General features: G+C 68.4%; 17 protein-coding genes and 2 pseudogenes. 5 read left to right on the forward strand and 14 right to left on the reverse strand.

The features are described 5' to 3' along the window. Positions 1-342 precede the first annotated feature (342 nt). Entirely contained in the window at positions 343-1,179 is an 837-nt protein-coding gene (locus ACLJRL_RS10205; RefSeq protein WP_410655840.1) for a (2Fe-2S)-binding protein, read from the forward strand. On the opposite strand, the gene ACLJRL_RS10210 is transcribed toward ACLJRL_RS10205, so the two are convergent. Continuing rightward, the gene (locus tag ACLJRL_RS10210; RefSeq protein ID WP_410655841.1) at positions 1,176-1,757 is read right to left on the reverse strand and encodes a TIGR03086 family metal-binding protein; all 582 of its coding nucleotides are present in this window, start codon (positions 1,755-1,757) and stop codon (positions 1,176-1,178) included. The genes ACLJRL_RS10205 and ACLJRL_RS10210 overlap by 4 nt on opposite strands. 66 nt (positions 1,758-1,823) lie before the next feature. Here ACLJRL_RS10210 and ACLJRL_RS10215 point away from each other — a divergent pair. Further along, a pseudogene (locus ACLJRL_RS10215) lies at positions 1,824-2,668 on the forward strand (helix-turn-helix domain-containing protein). A 7-nt stretch (positions 2,669-2,675) separates the two neighbouring features. Here the strand turns inward: ACLJRL_RS10215 and ACLJRL_RS10220 are convergent. Continuing rightward, on the reverse strand, positions 2,676-3,029 hold the full coding sequence (locus ACLJRL_RS10220) for a histone-like nucleoid-structuring protein Lsr2 (protein WP_410655842.1): 354 nt from the start codon (positions 3,027-3,029) through the stop codon (positions 2,676-2,678). 151 nt (positions 3,030-3,180) lie between these two features. Further along, positions 3,181-4,692: a lysine--tRNA ligase gene (lysS, locus tag ACLJRL_RS10225; protein ID WP_410655843.1), complete on the reverse strand. Its 1,512-nt coding sequence runs from the start codon at positions 4,690-4,692 to the stop codon at positions 3,181-3,183. A gap of 96 nt (positions 4,693-4,788) precedes the next feature. Between lysS and ACLJRL_RS10230 the strand changes: the two genes are divergently transcribed. Both ACLJRL_RS10230 and ACLJRL_RS10235 read left to right on the forward strand, forming a co-directional pair. Further along, positions 4,789-5,562, forward strand: a complete 774-nt coding sequence (locus tag ACLJRL_RS10230) for a methyltransferase domain-containing protein (RefSeq protein WP_410655844.1) — start codon at positions 4,789-4,791, stop codon at positions 5,560-5,562. Next, a complete protein-coding gene (locus ACLJRL_RS10235; RefSeq protein ID WP_410655845.1) occupies positions 5,559-6,323 on the forward strand; it encodes a class I SAM-dependent methyltransferase in 765 nt (254 codons plus the stop codon). Before ACLJRL_RS10230 ends, ACLJRL_RS10235 begins: the two co-directional genes overlap by 4 nt. A 20-nt stretch (positions 6,324-6,343) precedes the next feature. On the opposite strand, the gene ACLJRL_RS10240 is transcribed toward ACLJRL_RS10235, so the two are convergent. From ACLJRL_RS10240 to ACLJRL_RS10270, 7 genes are all read right to left on the reverse strand, one after another. Next, positions 6,344-7,132 (reverse strand): type III pantothenate kinase, encoded by a 789-nt coding sequence (locus ACLJRL_RS10240; RefSeq protein WP_410655846.1) that lies wholly within the window; start codon positions 7,130-7,132, stop codon positions 6,344-6,346. Positions 7,133-7,136: 4 nt separating this feature from the next. Continuing rightward, the gene (gene panD / locus ACLJRL_RS10245; RefSeq protein WP_410655847.1) at positions 7,137-7,631 is read right to left on the reverse strand and encodes an aspartate 1-decarboxylase; all 495 of its coding nucleotides are present in this window, start codon (positions 7,629-7,631) and stop codon (positions 7,137-7,139) included. 12 nt (positions 7,632-7,643) lie between these two features. After that, entirely contained in the window at positions 7,644-8,552 is a 909-nt protein-coding gene (gene panC, locus ACLJRL_RS10250) for a pantoate--beta-alanine ligase (protein ID WP_410655848.1), read from the reverse strand. Beyond that, a complete protein-coding gene (locus tag ACLJRL_RS10255) occupies positions 8,549-9,484 on the reverse strand; it encodes a Rossmann-like and DUF2520 domain-containing protein (RefSeq protein ID WP_410656164.1) in 936 nt (311 codons plus the stop codon). Before ACLJRL_RS10255 ends, panC begins: the two co-directional genes overlap by 4 nt. Before the next feature lie 135 nt (positions 9,485-9,619). Continuing rightward, the gene (locus ACLJRL_RS10260; protein ID WP_410655849.1) at positions 9,620-10,789 is read right to left on the reverse strand and encodes a PrsW family intramembrane metalloprotease; all 1,170 of its coding nucleotides are present in this window, start codon (positions 10,787-10,789) and stop codon (positions 9,620-9,622) included. 28 nt (positions 10,790-10,817) lie between these two features. Continuing rightward, on the reverse strand, positions 10,818-12,959 hold the full coding sequence (locus ACLJRL_RS10265) for a DUF6779 domain-containing protein (protein ID WP_410655850.1): 2,142 nt from the start codon (positions 12,957-12,959) through the stop codon (positions 10,818-10,820). A gap of 69 nt (positions 12,960-13,028) precedes the next feature. Next, complete coding sequence (locus tag ACLJRL_RS10270; protein WP_410655851.1) at positions 13,029-13,490, reverse strand: DUF3180 domain-containing protein; 462 nt, start codon at positions 13,488-13,490, stop codon at positions 13,029-13,031. A 60-nt stretch (positions 13,491-13,550) separates the two neighbouring features. Here ACLJRL_RS10270 and ACLJRL_RS10275 point away from each other — a divergent pair, with 60 nt between their 5' ends. Then, complete coding sequence (locus ACLJRL_RS10275) at positions 13,551-14,492, forward strand: MerR family transcriptional regulator (protein ID WP_410655852.1); 942 nt, start codon at positions 13,551-13,553, stop codon at positions 14,490-14,492. A gap of 79 nt (positions 14,493-14,571) precedes the next feature. On the opposite strand, the gene folK is transcribed toward ACLJRL_RS10275, so the two are convergent. The 4 genes and pseudogenes from folK to folE all read right to left on the reverse strand — a co-directional run. Next, positions 14,572-15,063 carry a 2-amino-4-hydroxy-6-hydroxymethyldihydropteridine diphosphokinase gene (gene folK / locus ACLJRL_RS10280; RefSeq protein ID WP_410655853.1) on the reverse strand — a complete coding sequence of 164 codons (492 nt, stop codon included), beginning with the start codon at positions 15,061-15,063 and terminating at the stop codon, positions 14,572-14,574. Next, positions 15,060-15,419: a dihydroneopterin aldolase gene (folB, locus tag ACLJRL_RS10285; RefSeq protein WP_410655854.1), complete on the reverse strand. Its 360-nt coding sequence runs from the start codon at positions 15,417-15,419 to the stop codon at positions 15,060-15,062. The genes folK and folB overlap by 4 nt, the downstream gene beginning before the upstream one ends. After that, positions 15,412-16,254: a dihydropteroate synthase gene (gene folP, locus ACLJRL_RS10290; protein ID WP_410655855.1), complete on the reverse strand. Its 843-nt coding sequence runs from the start codon at positions 16,252-16,254 to the stop codon at positions 15,412-15,414. Before folP ends, folB begins: the two co-directional genes overlap by 8 nt. After that, positions 16,251-16,595 (reverse strand): annotated as a pseudogene (folE, locus tag ACLJRL_RS10295) (GTP cyclohydrolase I); the annotation flags it as partial. The pseudogene folE and the gene folP, both read right to left, overlap by 4 nt. Positions 16,596-17,501 lie beyond the last annotated feature (906 nt).

The raw sequence follows: 17,501 nt of genomic DNA on the forward strand, positions 1-17,501 counted from the left end.
CTGCTGCGACGGCGGCCCGTTTCCATCGTGCTTTCACCGCGATGGATTCAGCACCGTGAGACCACTCTAGTAGCCACGCGGTCGCGCTGGCGTACCACTACGGCTGATTGCGGCCCGTTCGCGCCCTGGCCGTTCTTCGGCCGTGCGCTCCTTCATCTTCCGGTTGCCCTGCACCTTTACGTCAAGCCCAACGTGCGAATGCGCCCTCGGATTCCGCCGAAGGTGCCTTGTCCGCTGAGCGCGAACATGCAGGTTCACAAGAGACAGCCCAGAGGGTGGACACCCGTCCGGAGTAGTAACGGACCGTATGTAAGGTTAGCCGAACCTAATGATGGGAGCCGGGTGCATCTTCAGCGGTCCTCCCACGACGTCGACGACGGCCTGCGCGCCTCACTCCAGCGGATCACGCGGACCCACGACGACGCCGGCCTCCGCGGCCACGTGCCGGGCGACGAGCCCGGCTGGGTCGGCTGCGGCGACCTGCTCGACGAACCGGATCGTCTCGCCCGATGGCGTGAACGGCTCGACGGCTGGCTGGCCCGGCGGTACCCGGAGGCCGCCGGGATCCCCGAGCGCGTCTCCGCGAGCTGGATCCTGTCCTGGTACCTGCACGTCCCGGCATACGCGGGCGCGATGCTCCTGCACCACGAACGCCGCGTGCCGGCGCTGACGCCGTCCGGGCTCGCGTTCCGGATCGGCGACGACCGGCCGCATCCCGAGTCGGTCGCCGTCCTCGGCGAGGAGTTCTCCTGCCTGCCGACCGACCCGGGTTCGGGGCATCCGGGGGCGACCGTCGTCCGCGACGAGCGTGCCCTGGCGGCGCTCCTGCGCGCCCGGTTCCTCGCGCACGCGAGCAGGTTCATCCGGCTTTACGGGCCGATGACGAGGCTCGGGCGCCGGCAGGCGTGGGCGGCCGCCACCGACGCGCTCGACAACGCGCTGTGGTCGGCGGGGCGGCTGGGAGGGACCCCGGAGGCCGAGGGCGCCGGGGTCGCGGACGCCGCGCTCGTCCTCGACGCACGGTTCCCGCCGCTGACGTCGGCGTCGAAGCTGCGACTGGCGCCTGGGCCCGACGGACACCGTGAGTGGACGAGAAACCGCGAAAGCTGCTGTTTCTCCTATCTGCTGCCCGCGGAATCGGAATGCGACGGCTGTCCGCGAATCCGCGGAAAGAGTTAGGGGTTCCAGTCCGGGTTCCGTCCTGAAACACCCAACGCGCGAGCGAAAGCCGTTGCACCGTCCGCAACGGCCACCTCTTCGCCGTACACCTTCATCGCACGCGCCCGGTCACCCATCGCCTCGGCGGACGCGTGAACGGCTTCGGCCGCTTCGGGTGCGACGTCGAGCGAGCGTCCGGTCGCGCGGGCGAGATCCCAGCCGTGGAAGACGAACTCGCCGAGCACCATGTCCCCGATGATCGACGCGGGCATCTCCGCGGTACCGAGCGCCGTCATGCCCTGCCACGCTTCGGGCGCTCCGAAGATCTCGACGAGCCTCGCGGTCTGCTTCTCGACGGCGCCGAGCCAGCCTTCGCCGACGAGCCCCGCCTCCGCCTCGCCGGTCGACACCGCGGGCGGCGGCGCCTTGCTCCCCGCGGCTTCGAGCCAGGGACCCCAATAGAGAAGGTGGTTCAGCAGCGAGCGGACGTCGTACTCGGCACACGGGGTACGGGCGGCGAGGTCGGCCTCGCCGATCCCGCGCAGGATTCCGGTGAACTCTCGGGCGGCGGGTGCGATCAGGGCAGCGTGTTCGGACATAAGGGCATGAATTCACGGGCACGGGCGCACTGTCTAGAAGAAACGCGACACGGTTAGGTTGAGCGGGTGAGCGGACACCGGATCCCGGCGGGGATCGTCAACGCGCGGGAGGCGAGCACCAAGTTCAGCCTCGCCCGGCACTCGCCCGCGCCGGGACTGCGGCCGTTCGTGGATCACCATTGGCTGCTGCGCTGGGATCTGACCGGCGGCCCGCCGCATGAACAGGTGGTCCTGCCGAACCTCGCGGTGAACGTCACGTTCTTCCGGGACGCGGCCGGGGCCTCCGGACCGGGGAAACGACCTTTCCGCTACGTCGTCGAAGGCGCGGACCAAGGTATCGGCGTGCGATTCCGGCCCGGGGCTTTCCGGGCATTCCTCACCGGACCGGTCACGATGATCTCCGGCCGTTCCGTTCCGCTCACCGATCTCTTCCCCGGCGCCGCGGGAGTGACGGAATCGGTACGCAATGCGACGAACGACTTCGAAATGGTCCGCGCGGTGGAGGAACTGCTCCTCGCGAATCACCCCGAGCTCACCGCCGCGGCGCGGTCGGCCATCGAAGCGGTGGAAACAATCGCGGGCGATCCGGCCATTACCAGGGTCGGCGAGCTGTCAAGCCGAACGGGCTTGTCTCAGCGAAGCCTGCAACGCCTGTTCGCCGAACATGTCGGTGCCGCCCCCAAATGGGCGATTCAGGTATACCGGTTGAACGAAGCGGCGGCACGGATCGCGACCGGGGAAGAGCCGGACTACGCAGAACTGGCGACCGAGCTGGGCTATAGCGACCAAGCACACTTCATCCGGGATTTCCGCTCCGTGACCGGACGACCGCCCACGGAGTACGCCCGGTTGAACCGTGTACAAGAACAAGAAAGCCGCCGGGAATAGTTCCCGGCGGCTCGAGGGTCTGAAAGACCTTCAGTTCTTCTTGTGGTAGGCCTCCACGACCTCGGACGGGATACGTCCACGGTCGGAAACCTGGAAGCCGTTCTTGCGGGCCCAGGCGCGAATGGCCTGGTTCTGCTCGCGGTCGACGGTCGCGGGGCGGGCTGCGGCCTTCACGCCGGCGACCGGACGAATGGCGGTGCGCTTACGGCCACCCGCACGACGGGCGTGCTCCACAAACTGGGCCAGCGCGTCGCGAAGCTCTTCCGCGTTATCCGAGGAAAGGTCGATCTGGTAGCTCACGCCGTCGAGTCCGAACTCAACGGTCTCTTCCGCCTCGCTGCCGTCGAGGTCGTCAACGAGCGAGACGAGCACCTTCTGTGCCATCTGTTTCCTCCTGCTGGGGGCTTACACGATTGATCTGGTACGGGGCATGCCCCGGACAGAAGACTTTGTCTAGCGACATTAATACCCGCTACCGAGACATAACGCAAATCTTGTTAACGAGAACGATCGAGGTATCTGTCACGCGGACGGGTTATTCCGGTCGTACGAGCGGGAACAGGATGGTCTCCCTGATACCAAGGCCGGTCAGCGCCATCAGCAACCGGTCGATCCCCATTCCGACACCACCGCTCGGCGGCATTCCGTACTCGAGTGCCCGGAGGAAATCCTCATCCAGGTTCATGGCCTCACTATCGCCCTGCGCACCCAGCCGAGCCTGTTCCACCAGACGCTGACGCTCGACCACGGGATCGACCAGCTCGGAGTATCCGGTGGCCAGTTCGAATCCGCGCACGTACAGATCCCACTTCTCGGCCACCCCGGGCTTGCTCCGGTGTTGCCTGGTCAGCGGGGATGTCTCGACCGGAAAATCACGGACAAAAGTGGGTTCGTGGAGATGATCTCCGACGAGGTGTTCCCACAGTTCCTCGATGAGTTTGCCGTGGCCTAACTTTGGGTCGAACTCAAGGTCCCGCGCATCGGCATAGGAACGGAGCTTGTCCACCGATGTCTCGGGAGTGACCTCTTCCGACAACGCCTCGGACAACGACTCGTACATTCCGAGTGTGGTCCACTCGCCGGAGAGGTCGTACTCCGAACCGTCGGCCAGAGTGACCACCTGAGTGCCGAGAACGTTCTGCGCCGCTTCCTGGATGAGCTGCCGCGTCATCACCGCATTGGAGTCATAGGTCGCATACGCTTCGTAGTACTCCAGCATGGCGAACTCCGGCGAGTGCGAAGAGTCGCTGCCCTCGTTCCGGAAGTTGCGGTTGATCTCGAAGACCTTCTCGATACCGCCTACCACACAGCGCTTGAGGTACAGCTCAGGTGCGATCCTCAAGTAGAGGTCGAGGTCGAAGGCATTCGAATGCGTGGCGAATGGCCGTGCCGCCGCGCCACCGTGCAGCGTCTGCAGCATCGGGGTCTCGACCTCGAGGAATCCACGCCCGTGAAACGACTCACGCAGCGAACGCATCACGCCGGCGCGAGTACGGACCACGTCCCGAGCCTTGGGACGCACGATCAAGTCGACATAACGCTGCCGGATCCGCGTTTCCTCGGCCAGGTCTTTGTACATGACCGGCAACGGGCGCAATGCTTTCGACGTGATACGCCAGGAGTCGGCCATCACGGAAAGCTCACCGCGCTTGGAGGTGATGACCTCGCCCTCGACGAATACGTGATCACCGAGATCGACATCGGACTTCCACGCCGCGAGTGCGTCCGCACCGACCTTCGCCAAGCTGATCATGGCCTGCAACTCGGTGCCGTCCCCCTCACGGAGACTTGCAAAACACAGTTTGCCGGTATTGCGCATGAACATGACCCGGCCGGTGATACCGACTGTCTCGCCGGTGGCCGTGTCGACCGGAAGGTCGGAATGCTTCGCGCGCACTTCGGCCAGCGAGTGCGTCCGGGGCACCTCGACCGGATACGGATCGATACCCTCCGCGATTATCCGGTCGCGCTTGTCCCGGCGCACCCGCATCTGTTCCGGCAGGTCTTCGTCGGGGCTCACGCCCTCGGATGCGGGGATTTCAGTCATGGCGCCTAGCGTACGAACCCGCCACTTCCCTACGCCAACCGGATTACCTTTTCCGGGTTCGGCGCGCGTGGTTTTCTCTCCATTAACCTGGATCGCGTGAACTCATCCACTCCCGGCATCGAACCCGAACTGCACGCACGCCGCGCCGCCTCGTTCGGCGCGGAGGCCGCCGCCTATGCCGAGCACCGGCCGGACTATCCCGAAAAAGCGCTGGCCTGGGGGCTGGCCGGGGCCGGGAGAGTGGCTGAACAGGTCCTGGACCTGGCCGCGGGGACCGGCAAGGCCAGTGAGGGGCTGCTCGCACTGGGCGTCGCGGTCACCGCGGTGGAACCCGACGCGAAAATGCTCGAAGAACTCGCCAGGACACTGCCGTCGGTGACACCGCTGAGCGGAACGGCCGAGGAGATCCCGCTACCGGACGAATCCGTGGACGCGGTCGTCGCCGGACAGGCCTTCCACTGGTTCGACCTCGACCGGGCCTATCCGGAGATCGCCAGGGTGCTGAAACCGGGCGGAGTCGTTGTCGCACTGTGGAACCACGACGACGAGTCGGCGCGCTGGCTGGTGGATTTCAACGCGCTCATCAAGACTTCGATGAGCAGGCGCTGGCTGAGCGACTACGAATCGCTGCCGGAACACGACGCCTTCGAGCCGTTCGAGAAGGAGACCTTCGGCCACAAACAGCCCAGGACGGCCGAAACCCTGGTGGCCACGCTCGCCACCCATTCGCACATGCTGGTGGCGCCGGCCGCGGAACGAGAAGCGAAACTGCGGCTGGCACGGGAATTCCTCTACAACACGCCGGAAACCGCCTCCGGGGAATTCGACCTGCCGCTTCGCACCACCGTCTTCCGGGCGCGTAAACGATGAGCGCCGACTGGAAGGCCACCTTCACCGCGACGTTCGGCGCACCCGCGTCCGCGGTGTCCGCGCGGATCTGGGCCGAGGTGTACGGCGACGAGTACCCGGCCGAGCTGGACACCTACAGCTTCGTGACCCGGACCGACCTGCACCGCGTCGCCGCCGAAGCGCGGCTCGCCCCGGGCGGGCGGCTGGCCGACATCGGCTGCGGCCGCGGCGGCCCCGGGCTGTGGGTCGCCGCGCGCACGTACGCGACGCTCACCGGTGTCGACATCGCGGAGACCGCGCTGGCTTCGGCACGGCGTCGCGCGGAAGCCATGGACGTCGAAGCGACCGAATTCCGGATCGGCAGCTTCACGGACACCGAACTGGACGACGCCGCGTTCGAAGCGGTGATGAGCGTCGACGCACTGCTCTTCGCGCCGGACAAGCCCCGCGCCTGCGCCGAGTTCGCGCGGATCCTGGTCCCCGGCGGGCGGCTGCTCGTCACGACCTGGGACTTCGACGGCCAGCCCCCGAACCGGCCGCCGCAGGTGGACGACCACCGTCCGCTGCTGGAGGCCGCGGGGTTCGACGTCCTCTCTTATGAGGTGACGCCCGGCTGGCGGGAGCGGCAGCAGCGGACCATGGAGCTGTCACTGGAGCGTGTGGAAGAACTGGCGGCGGAGTCCGGCGAGGATCCGTCGAAGCTGCGGGCGAGCCTGGAGCAGGTCCTGCGGAACCAGGAGCTGATGACGCGGCGGGTCCTGATGATCGCTTCGCGCCGCTGAAGAACGCCGCCATTAGAGGACTACTTGCGGGAGTCGGGGGTGTTGTTACGTTCGTAGACCAGCCGCAGGCCCAGCAGGGTCAGATCGGGCACGTGTTCGGTGATCGTCTCCGATTCACCGATCACCAGTGGCGCCAGCCCGCCGGTCGCGATCACCGCGACCGGGTCGGCGCCGCCGGGCGAAAGCTCGCGTTTGATCCGCTTCACCAGGCCGTCGACCTGGCCGGCGAAACCGTAGAGGATGCCCGACTGCAGGCATTCCACGGTGTTCTTCCCGATCACCGACCGCGGCGGCACCAGCTCCACCTTGCGCAGCGCCGCGGCGCGCGCGGCGAGGGCGTCGACGGAGATCTCGATACCAGGCGCGAACGCACCGCCGAGGAATTCGCCCTTCGCAGAAATGGCGTCCACGTTGGTCGAAGTCCCGAAGTCCACCACCACACAGGCGGTGGGGTGCAGATGGTGCGCGGCCAGGGTGTTCACCAGCCTGTCCGCGCCCACCTCCTTGGGGTTGTCGACCAGGAGCGGCACACCCGTGCGCACCCCGGGTTCGACGACGATCTTCGGCAACCTGCCGTAATACCGCGAAAGCATGACCCGGAGCTCCCGCAGCACGGCGGGAACCGTGGACAGCGCGCTGATCCCGGTGACCGCGTCCGCGTGCGCGCCGAGGAGCCCGCGCATGGTGAGCGCAAGCTCGTCGGCGGTGATCCGCGCGTCGGTGCGCATGCGCCAGTCACCCACCAGCTGTTGCCCGGAGTAGAGCCCGAGCACGATATTGGTGTTGCCGACGTCGACCGTGAGCAGCAAGGACTCAGCTTTCGGCGTGCAGCAGGGCGTCGAGACGGCGGGCGTCGGCGGTTTCGGCGACCGGGAAGGTCATCGTGTCGTCGTCGGCCAGCGTCACGGTGCCGCTCATCAGTCCGGATCCCTCCGGCGCGTGCCCGGGGTTGGCACCCTTCTCGACGATCCGGTTGTCCGCGTCGACGAAGAGGACCCGCGGCCGGAACGCGGCCGCCTCGGCGTTCTCCATCTGCGCGTACGAAATCAGGATCACCAGATCGCCGGGGTGCACCAGGTGCGCCGCGGCGCCGTTGATGCCGAGCACCCCGCTGCCGCGTTCGCCGGCGATCACGTAGGTCTCGAGCCGCGCGCCGTTGGTGACGTCCACAATGGACACCTGTTCGCCCGGCAGCAGATCCGCCGCGTCCATCAGGTCCTCGTCGACGGTCACCGATCCGACGTAGTGGAGATCGGCCTGGGTGACCGTCGCCCGGTGGATCTTCGATTTCAGCATCGTGCGGTACATCGTGGACTCTCCCTATTCCCCTGCGTCCAGCGCGTATTCCGGATGGTCCGCGGCCGCGCCGAGCACCACCGGGACGTTGTCGATCAGCCGGGTACTCCCCACCCGGGCGGCGATCAGCAACCGCGCTTCACCGTCGACGGGCGCGGGCCCGAGGTCGGTTCCCCTCAACTCCAGATAATCGACCTCGACGCCCGCTCGCGCGGCGAGGGTCTTCCGGGCGGTCGCCAGCACGGCGTCCGCGCCGTCGCGCCCGACGAAGGCACCCGCGGTGAGCGCCGCCGACAACACGATCGCGTCCTCGCGCTGTTCAGGTGTCAGGTAGACGTTGCGCGAGGACAACGCCAGCCCGTCACGTTCCCTGACCGTCGGCACCCCGATGACCCGGGTGTCGAAGTTCAGGTCCCGCACCATCTTCTTGATCAGCACCAGCTGCTGGTAGTCCTTCTCCCCGAAGAAGGCGTAGTCCGGCCGCACGATGTTGAACAGTTTCGCCACCACGGTCAGCACCCCGGCGAAATGCCCGGGCCGGACCGTTCCTTCGAGCTCGTCGCCGAGCGCACCGGGATGCACCGTGACGGTGGCGCCTTCCGGGTACAGGTCCGACGCCTTGGGCAGGAAGCCCAGTTCGACGCCGTCCTCCTTCAGCACCTCGAGGTCCTTGTCCAGCGGACGCGGGTAGGCCTCGAAGTCCTCGCCTTCCCCGAACTGCAGGGGGTTCACGAAGATGGACGTGGCGACCACCGTGTTCGGCAGCCGCTTCGCCCGGCGGATCAGTTCGCGGTGCCCGGCGTGCAGGGCGCCCATGGTGGGCACCAGCGCGACCTTGCGGCCGACCCCGTGCAGGGCACGCGTCACCTGGCTCACCTGCTCCGGCGGCTGGAAGGTGTGCAGCGTGCCTCGGGCGAATTTGGGTGTGGTCACTGGATTTGCTGCCCTTCGGCGGGGTCTGAGGGGTCGGCGGGATCGCTGAGAAGTTCGGTGAGTTCGGCGGCCGCCGAGGCGTCCAGGAGTCCTGCGGCGTTGCTGCGCGCCACCGTGCGCTTGGCCAGCACGCGATAGCTCGGAGCGACGTCGGGAGCCCGCTCGGCCAGCACCGCGAGATGCTTACGCACGGTACCGAGATCACCACGGGCCACCGGCCCGGTCAGCGCCCGGTCCCCGTGCCGCAGAACATTATCCAATGCCGCCGACAACAACGGAGCCACCAGGCGTTCCGGCTGGGAGATTCCGGCTTCCCGCAACAGTTCCGCGCAGTCGGCGACCAGTGTCATCAGGTGGTTCGCCCCGTGTGCCAACGCCGCGTGATAGAGCGCACGCGCTTCGTCAGGGATCCGGACGGGCTCGGCGCCCATCTCCACGGTCAGCGCTTCGCCGACGTTCCAGGCGGCTTCGTCACCCGCTGTGGCCGTGACGCCGATGCTGCAGGCGGCCAGCCGCTCGAGATCCTCGGCGCGCCCGGTGAAGGTCATCACGGGGTGCAGGGCCAGTGGCAGCGCCCCGACCTCGACCGCGGGCGCGAGGACGTCGATGCCGTGCGCTCCCGACGTGTGCACGACGATCTGCCCCGGCCGCAACGAGCCGGTGGCGACCAGGCCGCGCACCATCCCGGGCAGGGCGTCGTCGGGCAGGGCCAGCAGGACGAGATCGGCGCTGCGGGCGACCTCGTCGGGCGGCAGGAGGGGCACGTCGGGGAGCAGTTGCTCCGCCCGGCGTACCGAAGCGTTGGAAAGGCCCGAAGCCCCGACGACGGCGTGACCGGCTCTCGCCAGCGCCGCGCCGACGACGCTGCCTACCCGGCCTGCGGAGACGACACCCACCGCCAGGCGAGCGGGCCTCATCATGGCGTGCGCCAGTGGACGCTCATGGTCTAAGACTCCTCAATTCGTTCCAGTCCCGCTCTGCGGTCGCGGGTACCAGACGACCGCGCGAGGGTAACCCTCCGGCCGGTGTCTGAAACGGCCCTCGTGACCAGCTTCACCTGTTACGGGTCACCCGCGCGGAGCGCCGTCCGCCAGCCGCACGGCCTCGGCGCGCGAAGACTTGAGCACCTGCAGCAACTCCCGCTGACGCAGTTTCGCGTCGTCGGTGAGCTTCCGGCCTCTCCGCAGGAAGGCCAGTTCGGTGACGCTGGCCTGGTAGCGGCCGACGGCCTTCGCAGCGTCGCGTCCCGACTGCTTCCGCGCCTGTTTCCGCCACGACCGCCGTCCGGACAGGCTGGCGAGCAGCGGGACTTCGGTCGGGGCGATCCAGCGCGCGTCCACCATCATCGGCAGCGCGGCCGCGACGATCCGCTGCTCGCGGCGCCGCTGCATGACGACCAACGAGAACACACCGATGAACAGCGGCACCATGATCAGGAAGTACACGTTCAGGAAGGTCTTGGCCCCACCGAGCAGCGCGGCGCCGTTCCACAGCGCGTGCAGCAGCACGGCGACGATGTAGCCGCCGATCGGCGCCAGGATCCGCGCTGAGCGGATCTTGCTGCTCGCCGCGATACCGAGGCCGATTCCGGTCATCACCGCGAACAGCGGATGCGTGAACGGGGAGAGCACGCCGCGCAGGAAGAACGCGGCGAGCACGCCGGCGCTCGTGCCGTCGCCGAAACCGTATTCGGCGAAGGCCCGGCCGAAGTAGTAGATGTTCTCGGTGAAGGCGAACCCGGCCGCGGTGAACCCGGCGTAGACGATGCCGTCGACGACGCCGTCGAACTCGATCGGGCGGCGCCACCACAGCAGGAGGATGAACGCGGCCTTCGCCGCCTCCTCGACCAGTGGCGCGGAGACCAGGCCGCTGATCTTGCCACCGCCACCGCTGCCGAGCAGCAGGTCACCGACGGCCTCGGCGCCGCTGTTGAGCAGCAGCGCGATGATCGTCGCGATACAGGCGCCCCAGACGAAGGCCAGCAGCAGGAGTTTGGGCGGTTCCGGTTCCCAGCGGTCGACCCAGAGGAACGCCGTGACCACCACGGCGACCGGGACCAGCGCGGCGAGCACACCGATCGTCACCGCCGGCAGGCCGACCTTCTCGGTCACCGTGCCGAACACGAACAGCCCGCACAGCGCGACGGCGATCAGCCCGAGCACCGGCAGCAGCACGGTGATCGACCGAGACCGGCGTGCCCGGTCGATACCGGGCGCCGGGGAGGAAGGCTCGCTCACAGCGGGTCACCCTACCGTCGGTATGGACTCAATCTTCGGCGCGGCGCCTGCGCCGCGGAGTGGACTCGTTCGCACCGTTGGCGGCGAGCAGGTCCATCACCGACCGACCGGACGCGTGGGAGCCGGCCGCGGGGGTCTCCGGGCGGCTGTGCGACGACCCGTTGCGGGACGGCGGCGCCTCGTCTTCCGGCCTCGACCGCCTGCCGCCGTGACGGCCGCCCGAGGACTCGGGCTCCCCGCCTTGCCAGGCCGGGGGTTCCCCGTCCGGACGGCGGCGACGGCCGCCTCCGGTCGGTTCGGCCACGTTCGGCGCCGGGGTGAGCGAGGTCGACGACTCCTCCGCCGCCCGGCGACGACGTCCGCCGGGCCGGTTCTGCATCAAGCGGACCTCTTCGGGCAGCGTCGGGTTGACCGCGGGCTCGTCGACGGGCGGGCTGTGCCGCGACGGTGCCTCGGCGGCCGCACGGCGCACGGGCTCGGGCGGCATGGCCGGCTCCGGCGGCCGGACGGGCTCGGCGCGACGCTGAGGCTCCGGACGCCGCGGAGGCTCGGACATGGGGAGCGAAAGCGGCGTCGGCGGTTCCGGGTCACGACGAGGCTCGGGACGCGGCAGCGAACTCGACGGCTGGGGCTGGGGCATCTGAGGCTGGGGTGCCGGGGGCTGGGCCGGGCGGAGCCTGTCCTGGAAGTCGTCCCGTTTGGGGAACGCCGCGCTCAGGTCGCCCACCGGGCGCTCCTGCGTCCACGACGGCTTCCACTCGCCGGTGCTCTCCAGCGGCTTTTCCTGCGGCGCGGGCTTGTTGGCGGGCGGCGGCGTGGCACCGGCCGGACGGGGCCGCTCGACCGGTTTCATCCCCGGCCTGGTCAGGCCGAGCTCACGGTTCGGCCGCGGCCGGTCGGGCTCGACCTTCTTGACGGGTTTGGCCTGCACGGCGGGCTTCACCGGAGGCGTCTGCTGACGAGTCTGCTCTTCGGGCCGCGGCGCCGGGGGGCGCTGCACGGTTCCGGCGTCGAGCCGCTGCTGCAGCGACGGCTGCTGCTGTTGGCGCGGCGGTTCCTTGCGCTGGGGTTGCCGGGCGACGGTGGGCATCGACGGCTGCGAGACCTCGGCGCGCGAGACACCGGGCATGGACGGGCGGGACACCTCGGCCGGGGTCACCGGCGGCGGGGTCTTGCGTTTGGCGTCGACCCTCGGCATCGGCCGGGAGATCTCGACGGGCGACATCCCCGGGTTGGACATCTCGAGCCGCTCGCGGCGGGCGGCTTCGGCGGCGAGCGCCTCGGCGGCCTTCGAGGCGCGGGCGTCGGCCTTGCGCATGCTGCGGCGAGTGGATTCGTCGGCGGGCTTCGGCCGCTGGACCTGGCTGCTCTGGCCGTAGCCGTTGGGGCCGTTGGGGCCGTGCGAGCCATGGGGTCCGCGTGAACCGCTGGGACCGTGTGAACCATTAGAGCCGTTGGAGCCGTGTGAACCGTTGCCCCCGCCGCCGTTGACCTGACCGTTCGCCGGCTTCCGGCGGGCGGCGGCCGGGGTACCGGCCCGCGCGGCCGCCGGTTCGAGGACGCGGTCGATCATCTCGGTCGGGCGTTCCAGCTCACGTTCGCGGTCGTCGACGTCGATCGTGGTGTTGGTGGCCGCCATCAGCTGGGGCTTGGGTTTTCCGTTGCCGTTGCCGTTGTCCGAACCCGCGCTCATCAGCTGCTTGTTGTCGAGGGACCGCATGCGGGTGGCCTGCGCGGTGAGCGCGACACGTTCGAGGAGGACCTCGCCACCACCGAAGAGCGACTGGAGGCTCTCGCGAAGAGCGGTCACCTCGGCTCTGAGCGCTTCGAGTTCGTCGTGGGAGCGGTTCTCGGCGACCTGCCGGTTCTCCGCTTCCATCTCCAGCTCGAACTCGCGGCGGGCGGCGATTTCGCGTTCCAGCTCCAGCTCATAGACGGCCTGCGCCTCGGCGACGGCTTCCTCACTCTGCGACACGTGCTTGCGAGAACGGACCGCGAGGAACGCCCCGATCAAAGCGGCCCAGAGCGCCGCGACGATACCCAGCCGCAAGTAGCGAAGGTCGTCGGAAAGCACCAATGCGAGCGTCGCGCCGACGGCGAGAATCAAGCCGACGACAAGCCACGGCCTACCCGCAAGGCGGCCACGCGAGTCGTCACCCACCCCGGTCATGCCCAACACCGTACCTTCTAGTAATCCGAACGAGACCTAGTCGGTACTTCGAGCGGTGCTTCTCGAGCGTTAACCGGTCGGCTCGGGATCGCGGTCCCGATCACTTCCCTCGGGGGTCCGGCAGCAGTGTTCGAGCCACAAAGCCGCAGCTACCAGCGCCGCCGAGCTGACGATCCCGACCGTCGCCGACCGAAGATCACCGGCCGCCGCGAGGAGTTCGTCACGTCGGGGAAAAAGATACGCGAAGGCCGCCAGCCAGACACCCGTCATGACGGATCCGGCGAGAGATGACGCCTTCCCGAGAGCCACCGATCGGGCGACGGAGATCGCGGCCAGAACCCGGCCCTCCTTGATCCGCGAACGGATGATGAAGGCGAGCACGGCTTCACAGAGCGCGAGGACGAACAGCGTCACTCCGGCGAAGAGCGGGAGCGCGGGGAACGAGCCGTAGGCGGCCTGGAAGAGCAGATAGGCCAAGACCAAGCCGATGAGGGCGGCCACCGCCAGCTCGCGTGGCCGGGTGAAGTGCATGGTCCAACGCTACCTGGCAGGCTTGACTCTCCACCAACTGGAGAGTCGAGCATGAAGCACATGGGCACCACCGCCGTCTTCACCATCGGGGAACTGGCCAAACGCACCGGCCTGCCGGTGAAGACCATCCGCTTCTACTCCGATGAGGGGCTTCTGCCTCCGACCGACCGCACGGGCTCCGGCTACCGGCTCTACGACGCGACCGCGATGGCGCGTCTGGAGCTGGTCCGGACGCTGCGGGAGCTGGGGCTGGGTCTCGCGGACGTGGAGCGGGCGCTGACCAGGGAAGCGACCATCGGGGACCTCGCGGTCCAGCACGTCGCGGCCCTGGACGAGCAGATCCGGCGGCTGGAACTGCGCCGGGCGGTACTGCGGGCGGTGGCCAAACGTGATTCACCACTGGAGGAGGTCGAACTGATGAACAAGCTCGCATCGATGTCGGACGAGGACCGCAAGCGTTTGCTCGACACGTTCTGGGCGGAGACGGTCGAGGGGCTGGACCTGGATCCGCAGTTCATGGAGCGGATGCTCTCCGCGAAACCGGAACTACCCGACGACCCGACGCCCGAGCAGCTGGAGGCGTGGATCGAGTTCGCCGAACTCGTGCAGGACCCCGAGTTCCGCGCGTCCATCCGCCGGATGAGCGAGTGGCACTCGAAGCTCCGGAAGCAGGACGGGGCGGACTTCGGCGAGAAGCAGCAGGAGCTGTGGGTTGCTTGGAGCGCGAAGGCGTCGGAAGCGCTGGAGGCCGGGATCGGCCCGGACTCGGCGGAGGGCCGGGAGCTGGCCGAGACGATCTTCACGCAGTCGTCGAGGAACGGGCAGGACGCCGCCGACCCGGCCTGGCGCAAGCGGCTGGCCGACGGGATGGCGATCAGCTCCGACCCGCGGGCGGAGCGGTACTGGGTCCTACTGGGGAAGATGAACGGCTGGCCGGCGTTCCCGAGCCAGATGGCTCAGAGCGAGTGGATCATCGCCGCCCTTCGCGCCACTCTCACCTGACGCGTTTCGTCCTCTAGTTGCGATAGTTGGCGGCACGAACTACCGCGACTAGAGGACTAATTGCGGGTTTTGCGGGCGCTCAGGCGAGGGTGAGGCGGGTGAGCCGCACCGAGTCGCGGTCGTCCCGGGGGCGGGCGGCGAGGAGGTCGGCGACGGGGCCGTGGCCGGGGAGCACCGCGGCGGGCTCGATCTCCAGCCAGGGGATCAGCACGCTCGCGCGCTCCGGCGTGCCGGGATGGGGAAGCAGCAACCGGGGGTCGTCGGAGCGAACCCCGGCCACGGTCACTATGTCGACATCCAGAGTGCGCGGGCCCCAGCGAAGTTCGCGTACCCGCCCGGAGGCCTCTTCGGCCGCCTGCCCGGTGCGCAGCCAGTCCCAGTGATCGCGCGCCGGGTCGTCGACGAGGCAGACGGCGTTGAGGAAGTCCGGCTGGTCCTCGACGCCCCATGCCTTCGTCTCGTACACCGACGACACCGCGACCAGCGCGGGCCGCACGGCGTCGACGGCCAGCTGCAGGAACGCGAGCCGGTCCCCCAGGTTCGAACCGAGTGAGAGCAGTGCGCGGCTCATCGTTCGCGCGACACCGTGACGGCGACGTCGTCGAAGTTCAGCGGGATCGGCGCGGACGGCTTGTGCACCGTCACCTCGACGGCGGTCAGCCGCTCGTCACGCAGGACCTCGTCGGCGATCTTCCCGGCGACGCTCTCGATGAGGTCGTACGGTTCGCCGGCCACGATCCCGGCCGCGAGTTCGGCGAGTTCGCCGTAGTGGAGGGTCTTGGTCAGGTCGTCGGACGCGGCGGCCGGACCGAGGTCCAGCCACACCACGATGTCGACGACGAACTCCTGCCCGTCGCGCTTCTCGTGATCGAAGACCCCGTGCCTGCCGAAGACCCTCAGTCCGGTCAACGTGATCCGGTCAGACACCAGGACTCCCCTTCCGCCAAGCGGCCGCGACGGTCACCGCGTCGATGCTCGCGCCGACCTCGTGTACCCGGACACCCCACGCGCCGGCCGTCGCGGCGAGCGCGGACACCGCCGCCGTCGCGTTCTCCCGGCCGTCCGGCGGGGCGGGCGTTCCGTCCTTTCCGGACAAAAGCCGGCCGAGGAACCGCTTGCGCGAAGCCCCGACGAGAACGGGGAAACCCAGGGAAAGCAAGGAATCCAGACCGTGAAGCAGCGCCCAGTCGTGCTCGGCGTTCTTCGCGAAGCCGATGCCCGGGTCCAGCACGATCGCGCTCGGGTCCACCCCGGCCGTGACCGCTTCGTCCACTCGGGACAGCAGCTCGTCACGGACGTTCGCGACCACGTCCTCATAGGACGCCAGCGCGTTCATGTCCTTGCTGTGCCCGCGCCAGTGCATCAGCACCCACGGCACCCCAGCCTGCGCGGCGACCCTCGCCATGTCCGGATCGGCCAGCCCGCCGGAGACGTCGTTGATCACCGACGCCCCGGCCTCGATCGCGGCGGCCGCGACCGCGGCACGGGTGGTGTCCACCGACATCGCGACACCGTCGGCGGCGAGCGAACGGATCACCGGCATGATCCGGGAAATCTCGGTCTCGGCGTCCACCCGGGACGCCCCCGGCCGCGTCGACTCCCCGCCGACGTCGATCAGGTCCGCGCCGCGCGCCCACATCGCGTGCGCGTGCTCCAGCGCCTGCTCGACACCGAGGTAGCGCCCACCGTCCGAAAAGGAGTCCGGCGTGACGTTGAGAATGCCCATCACCGCGCAGCGGCCGGGCCGGGGCAGGACGGTCATCGACGGCCCTTGATCAGGTCCAGCGCTTCCGCCCGCGACGACGCCGAAGTCTTCAACGATCCGCGCACAGCCGACGTCGTGGTCCGGGCGCCGGGTTTGCGGATCCCGCGCATGGCCATGCAGAGGTGCTCGGCTTCGACCACGACGATCGCGCCGCGGGGCTCGAGTTTGCGCATGAGCGCGTCCGCGACCTGCGAGGTGAGCCGCTCCTGCACCTGCGGGCGCTTGGCGTAGAGGTCGACGAGACGGGCCAGTTTGGACAGACCGGTGACCTTGCCGTGCTCGTTGGGGATGTAGCCGACGTGGGCTACGCCGTGGATTGACAGCAAATGATGTTCACAGTTGTGCGTCAGGTGCCCGGCGATCAGGAAGGTCGGGTGGGGCTCGCATTTGAAGCTGTACACCGTGTAGGGCTTGGTTCCCGTGGCCTTCACCGGTCGGACGGATTCAACCTCGACGTAGTCCGACTCGATCAGGTCCGTCGTATAGTCGTCTTGGGGGAAGCCATGCCGCTCGAACCAGCGATCAGCGACGTAGAGGACTGAGGCAGGCGCCTTGCGCGGCGTGAATCTCGCGCCGATGATCGTTGCCAGGTCTTCGAGAAAGGGAATGTTCGCGCTGGTAATCAGGCGACCCGGGTGTCGTTTGTCGTCGCAGCCGTCCCCGTCGATGTAGCCATCGAGAAATCCATTGAAGGTGCTCCGGTCGTTGAGCACGACCATGGGGAAGCGCTGCCGCTGGTGATGCGCGTCGCCACCGACGTACTGCCGCATCAGATCCGCGAGGAACGACGAGACCACCCGTACCCGGAAACCAGGCGCCTCACGCCCGAGGTAGCCCGAAGGGCGGGTGACGGGCTCAAGCTTCGCCTCGATCCCAAAGGCCCGGTAGAGCGACTCGGCGTACTTCTTCGCGAAGTCGCGGTCGTTCACCACAAGAGAAACGTAGCGCTCTGCGACCGTCCCATCCGAGCAAGTCGCACCGATGACATAGCCGAAGTCGTAGCCGAACTTCGGCTTCCACCGATTCCGGCAGAGCTTGCGCGCGTGAGTCCACTCGATGAACGAGCCTTCGACATCCCTGGCTTCCATCCACCCCTTCGGCGTCGCCAAAGGATGGTCGGGAGTGACCTTGAAACGTCCGCCCGAGGTGATGACCTCGACGAGTTCACGAGTCTGGTGCGAGCTGATCTCGGTGACCGTGGTCTCCTCGACCTTGCCGCCCGAGAGGGTCCACAGCTTGTCGCC

The organism is Amycolatopsis sp. lyj-112, from assembly GCF_046549055.1.
In the GTDB taxonomy this organism is placed as follows: domain Bacteria; phylum Actinomycetota; class Actinomycetes; order Mycobacteriales; family Pseudonocardiaceae; genus Amycolatopsis.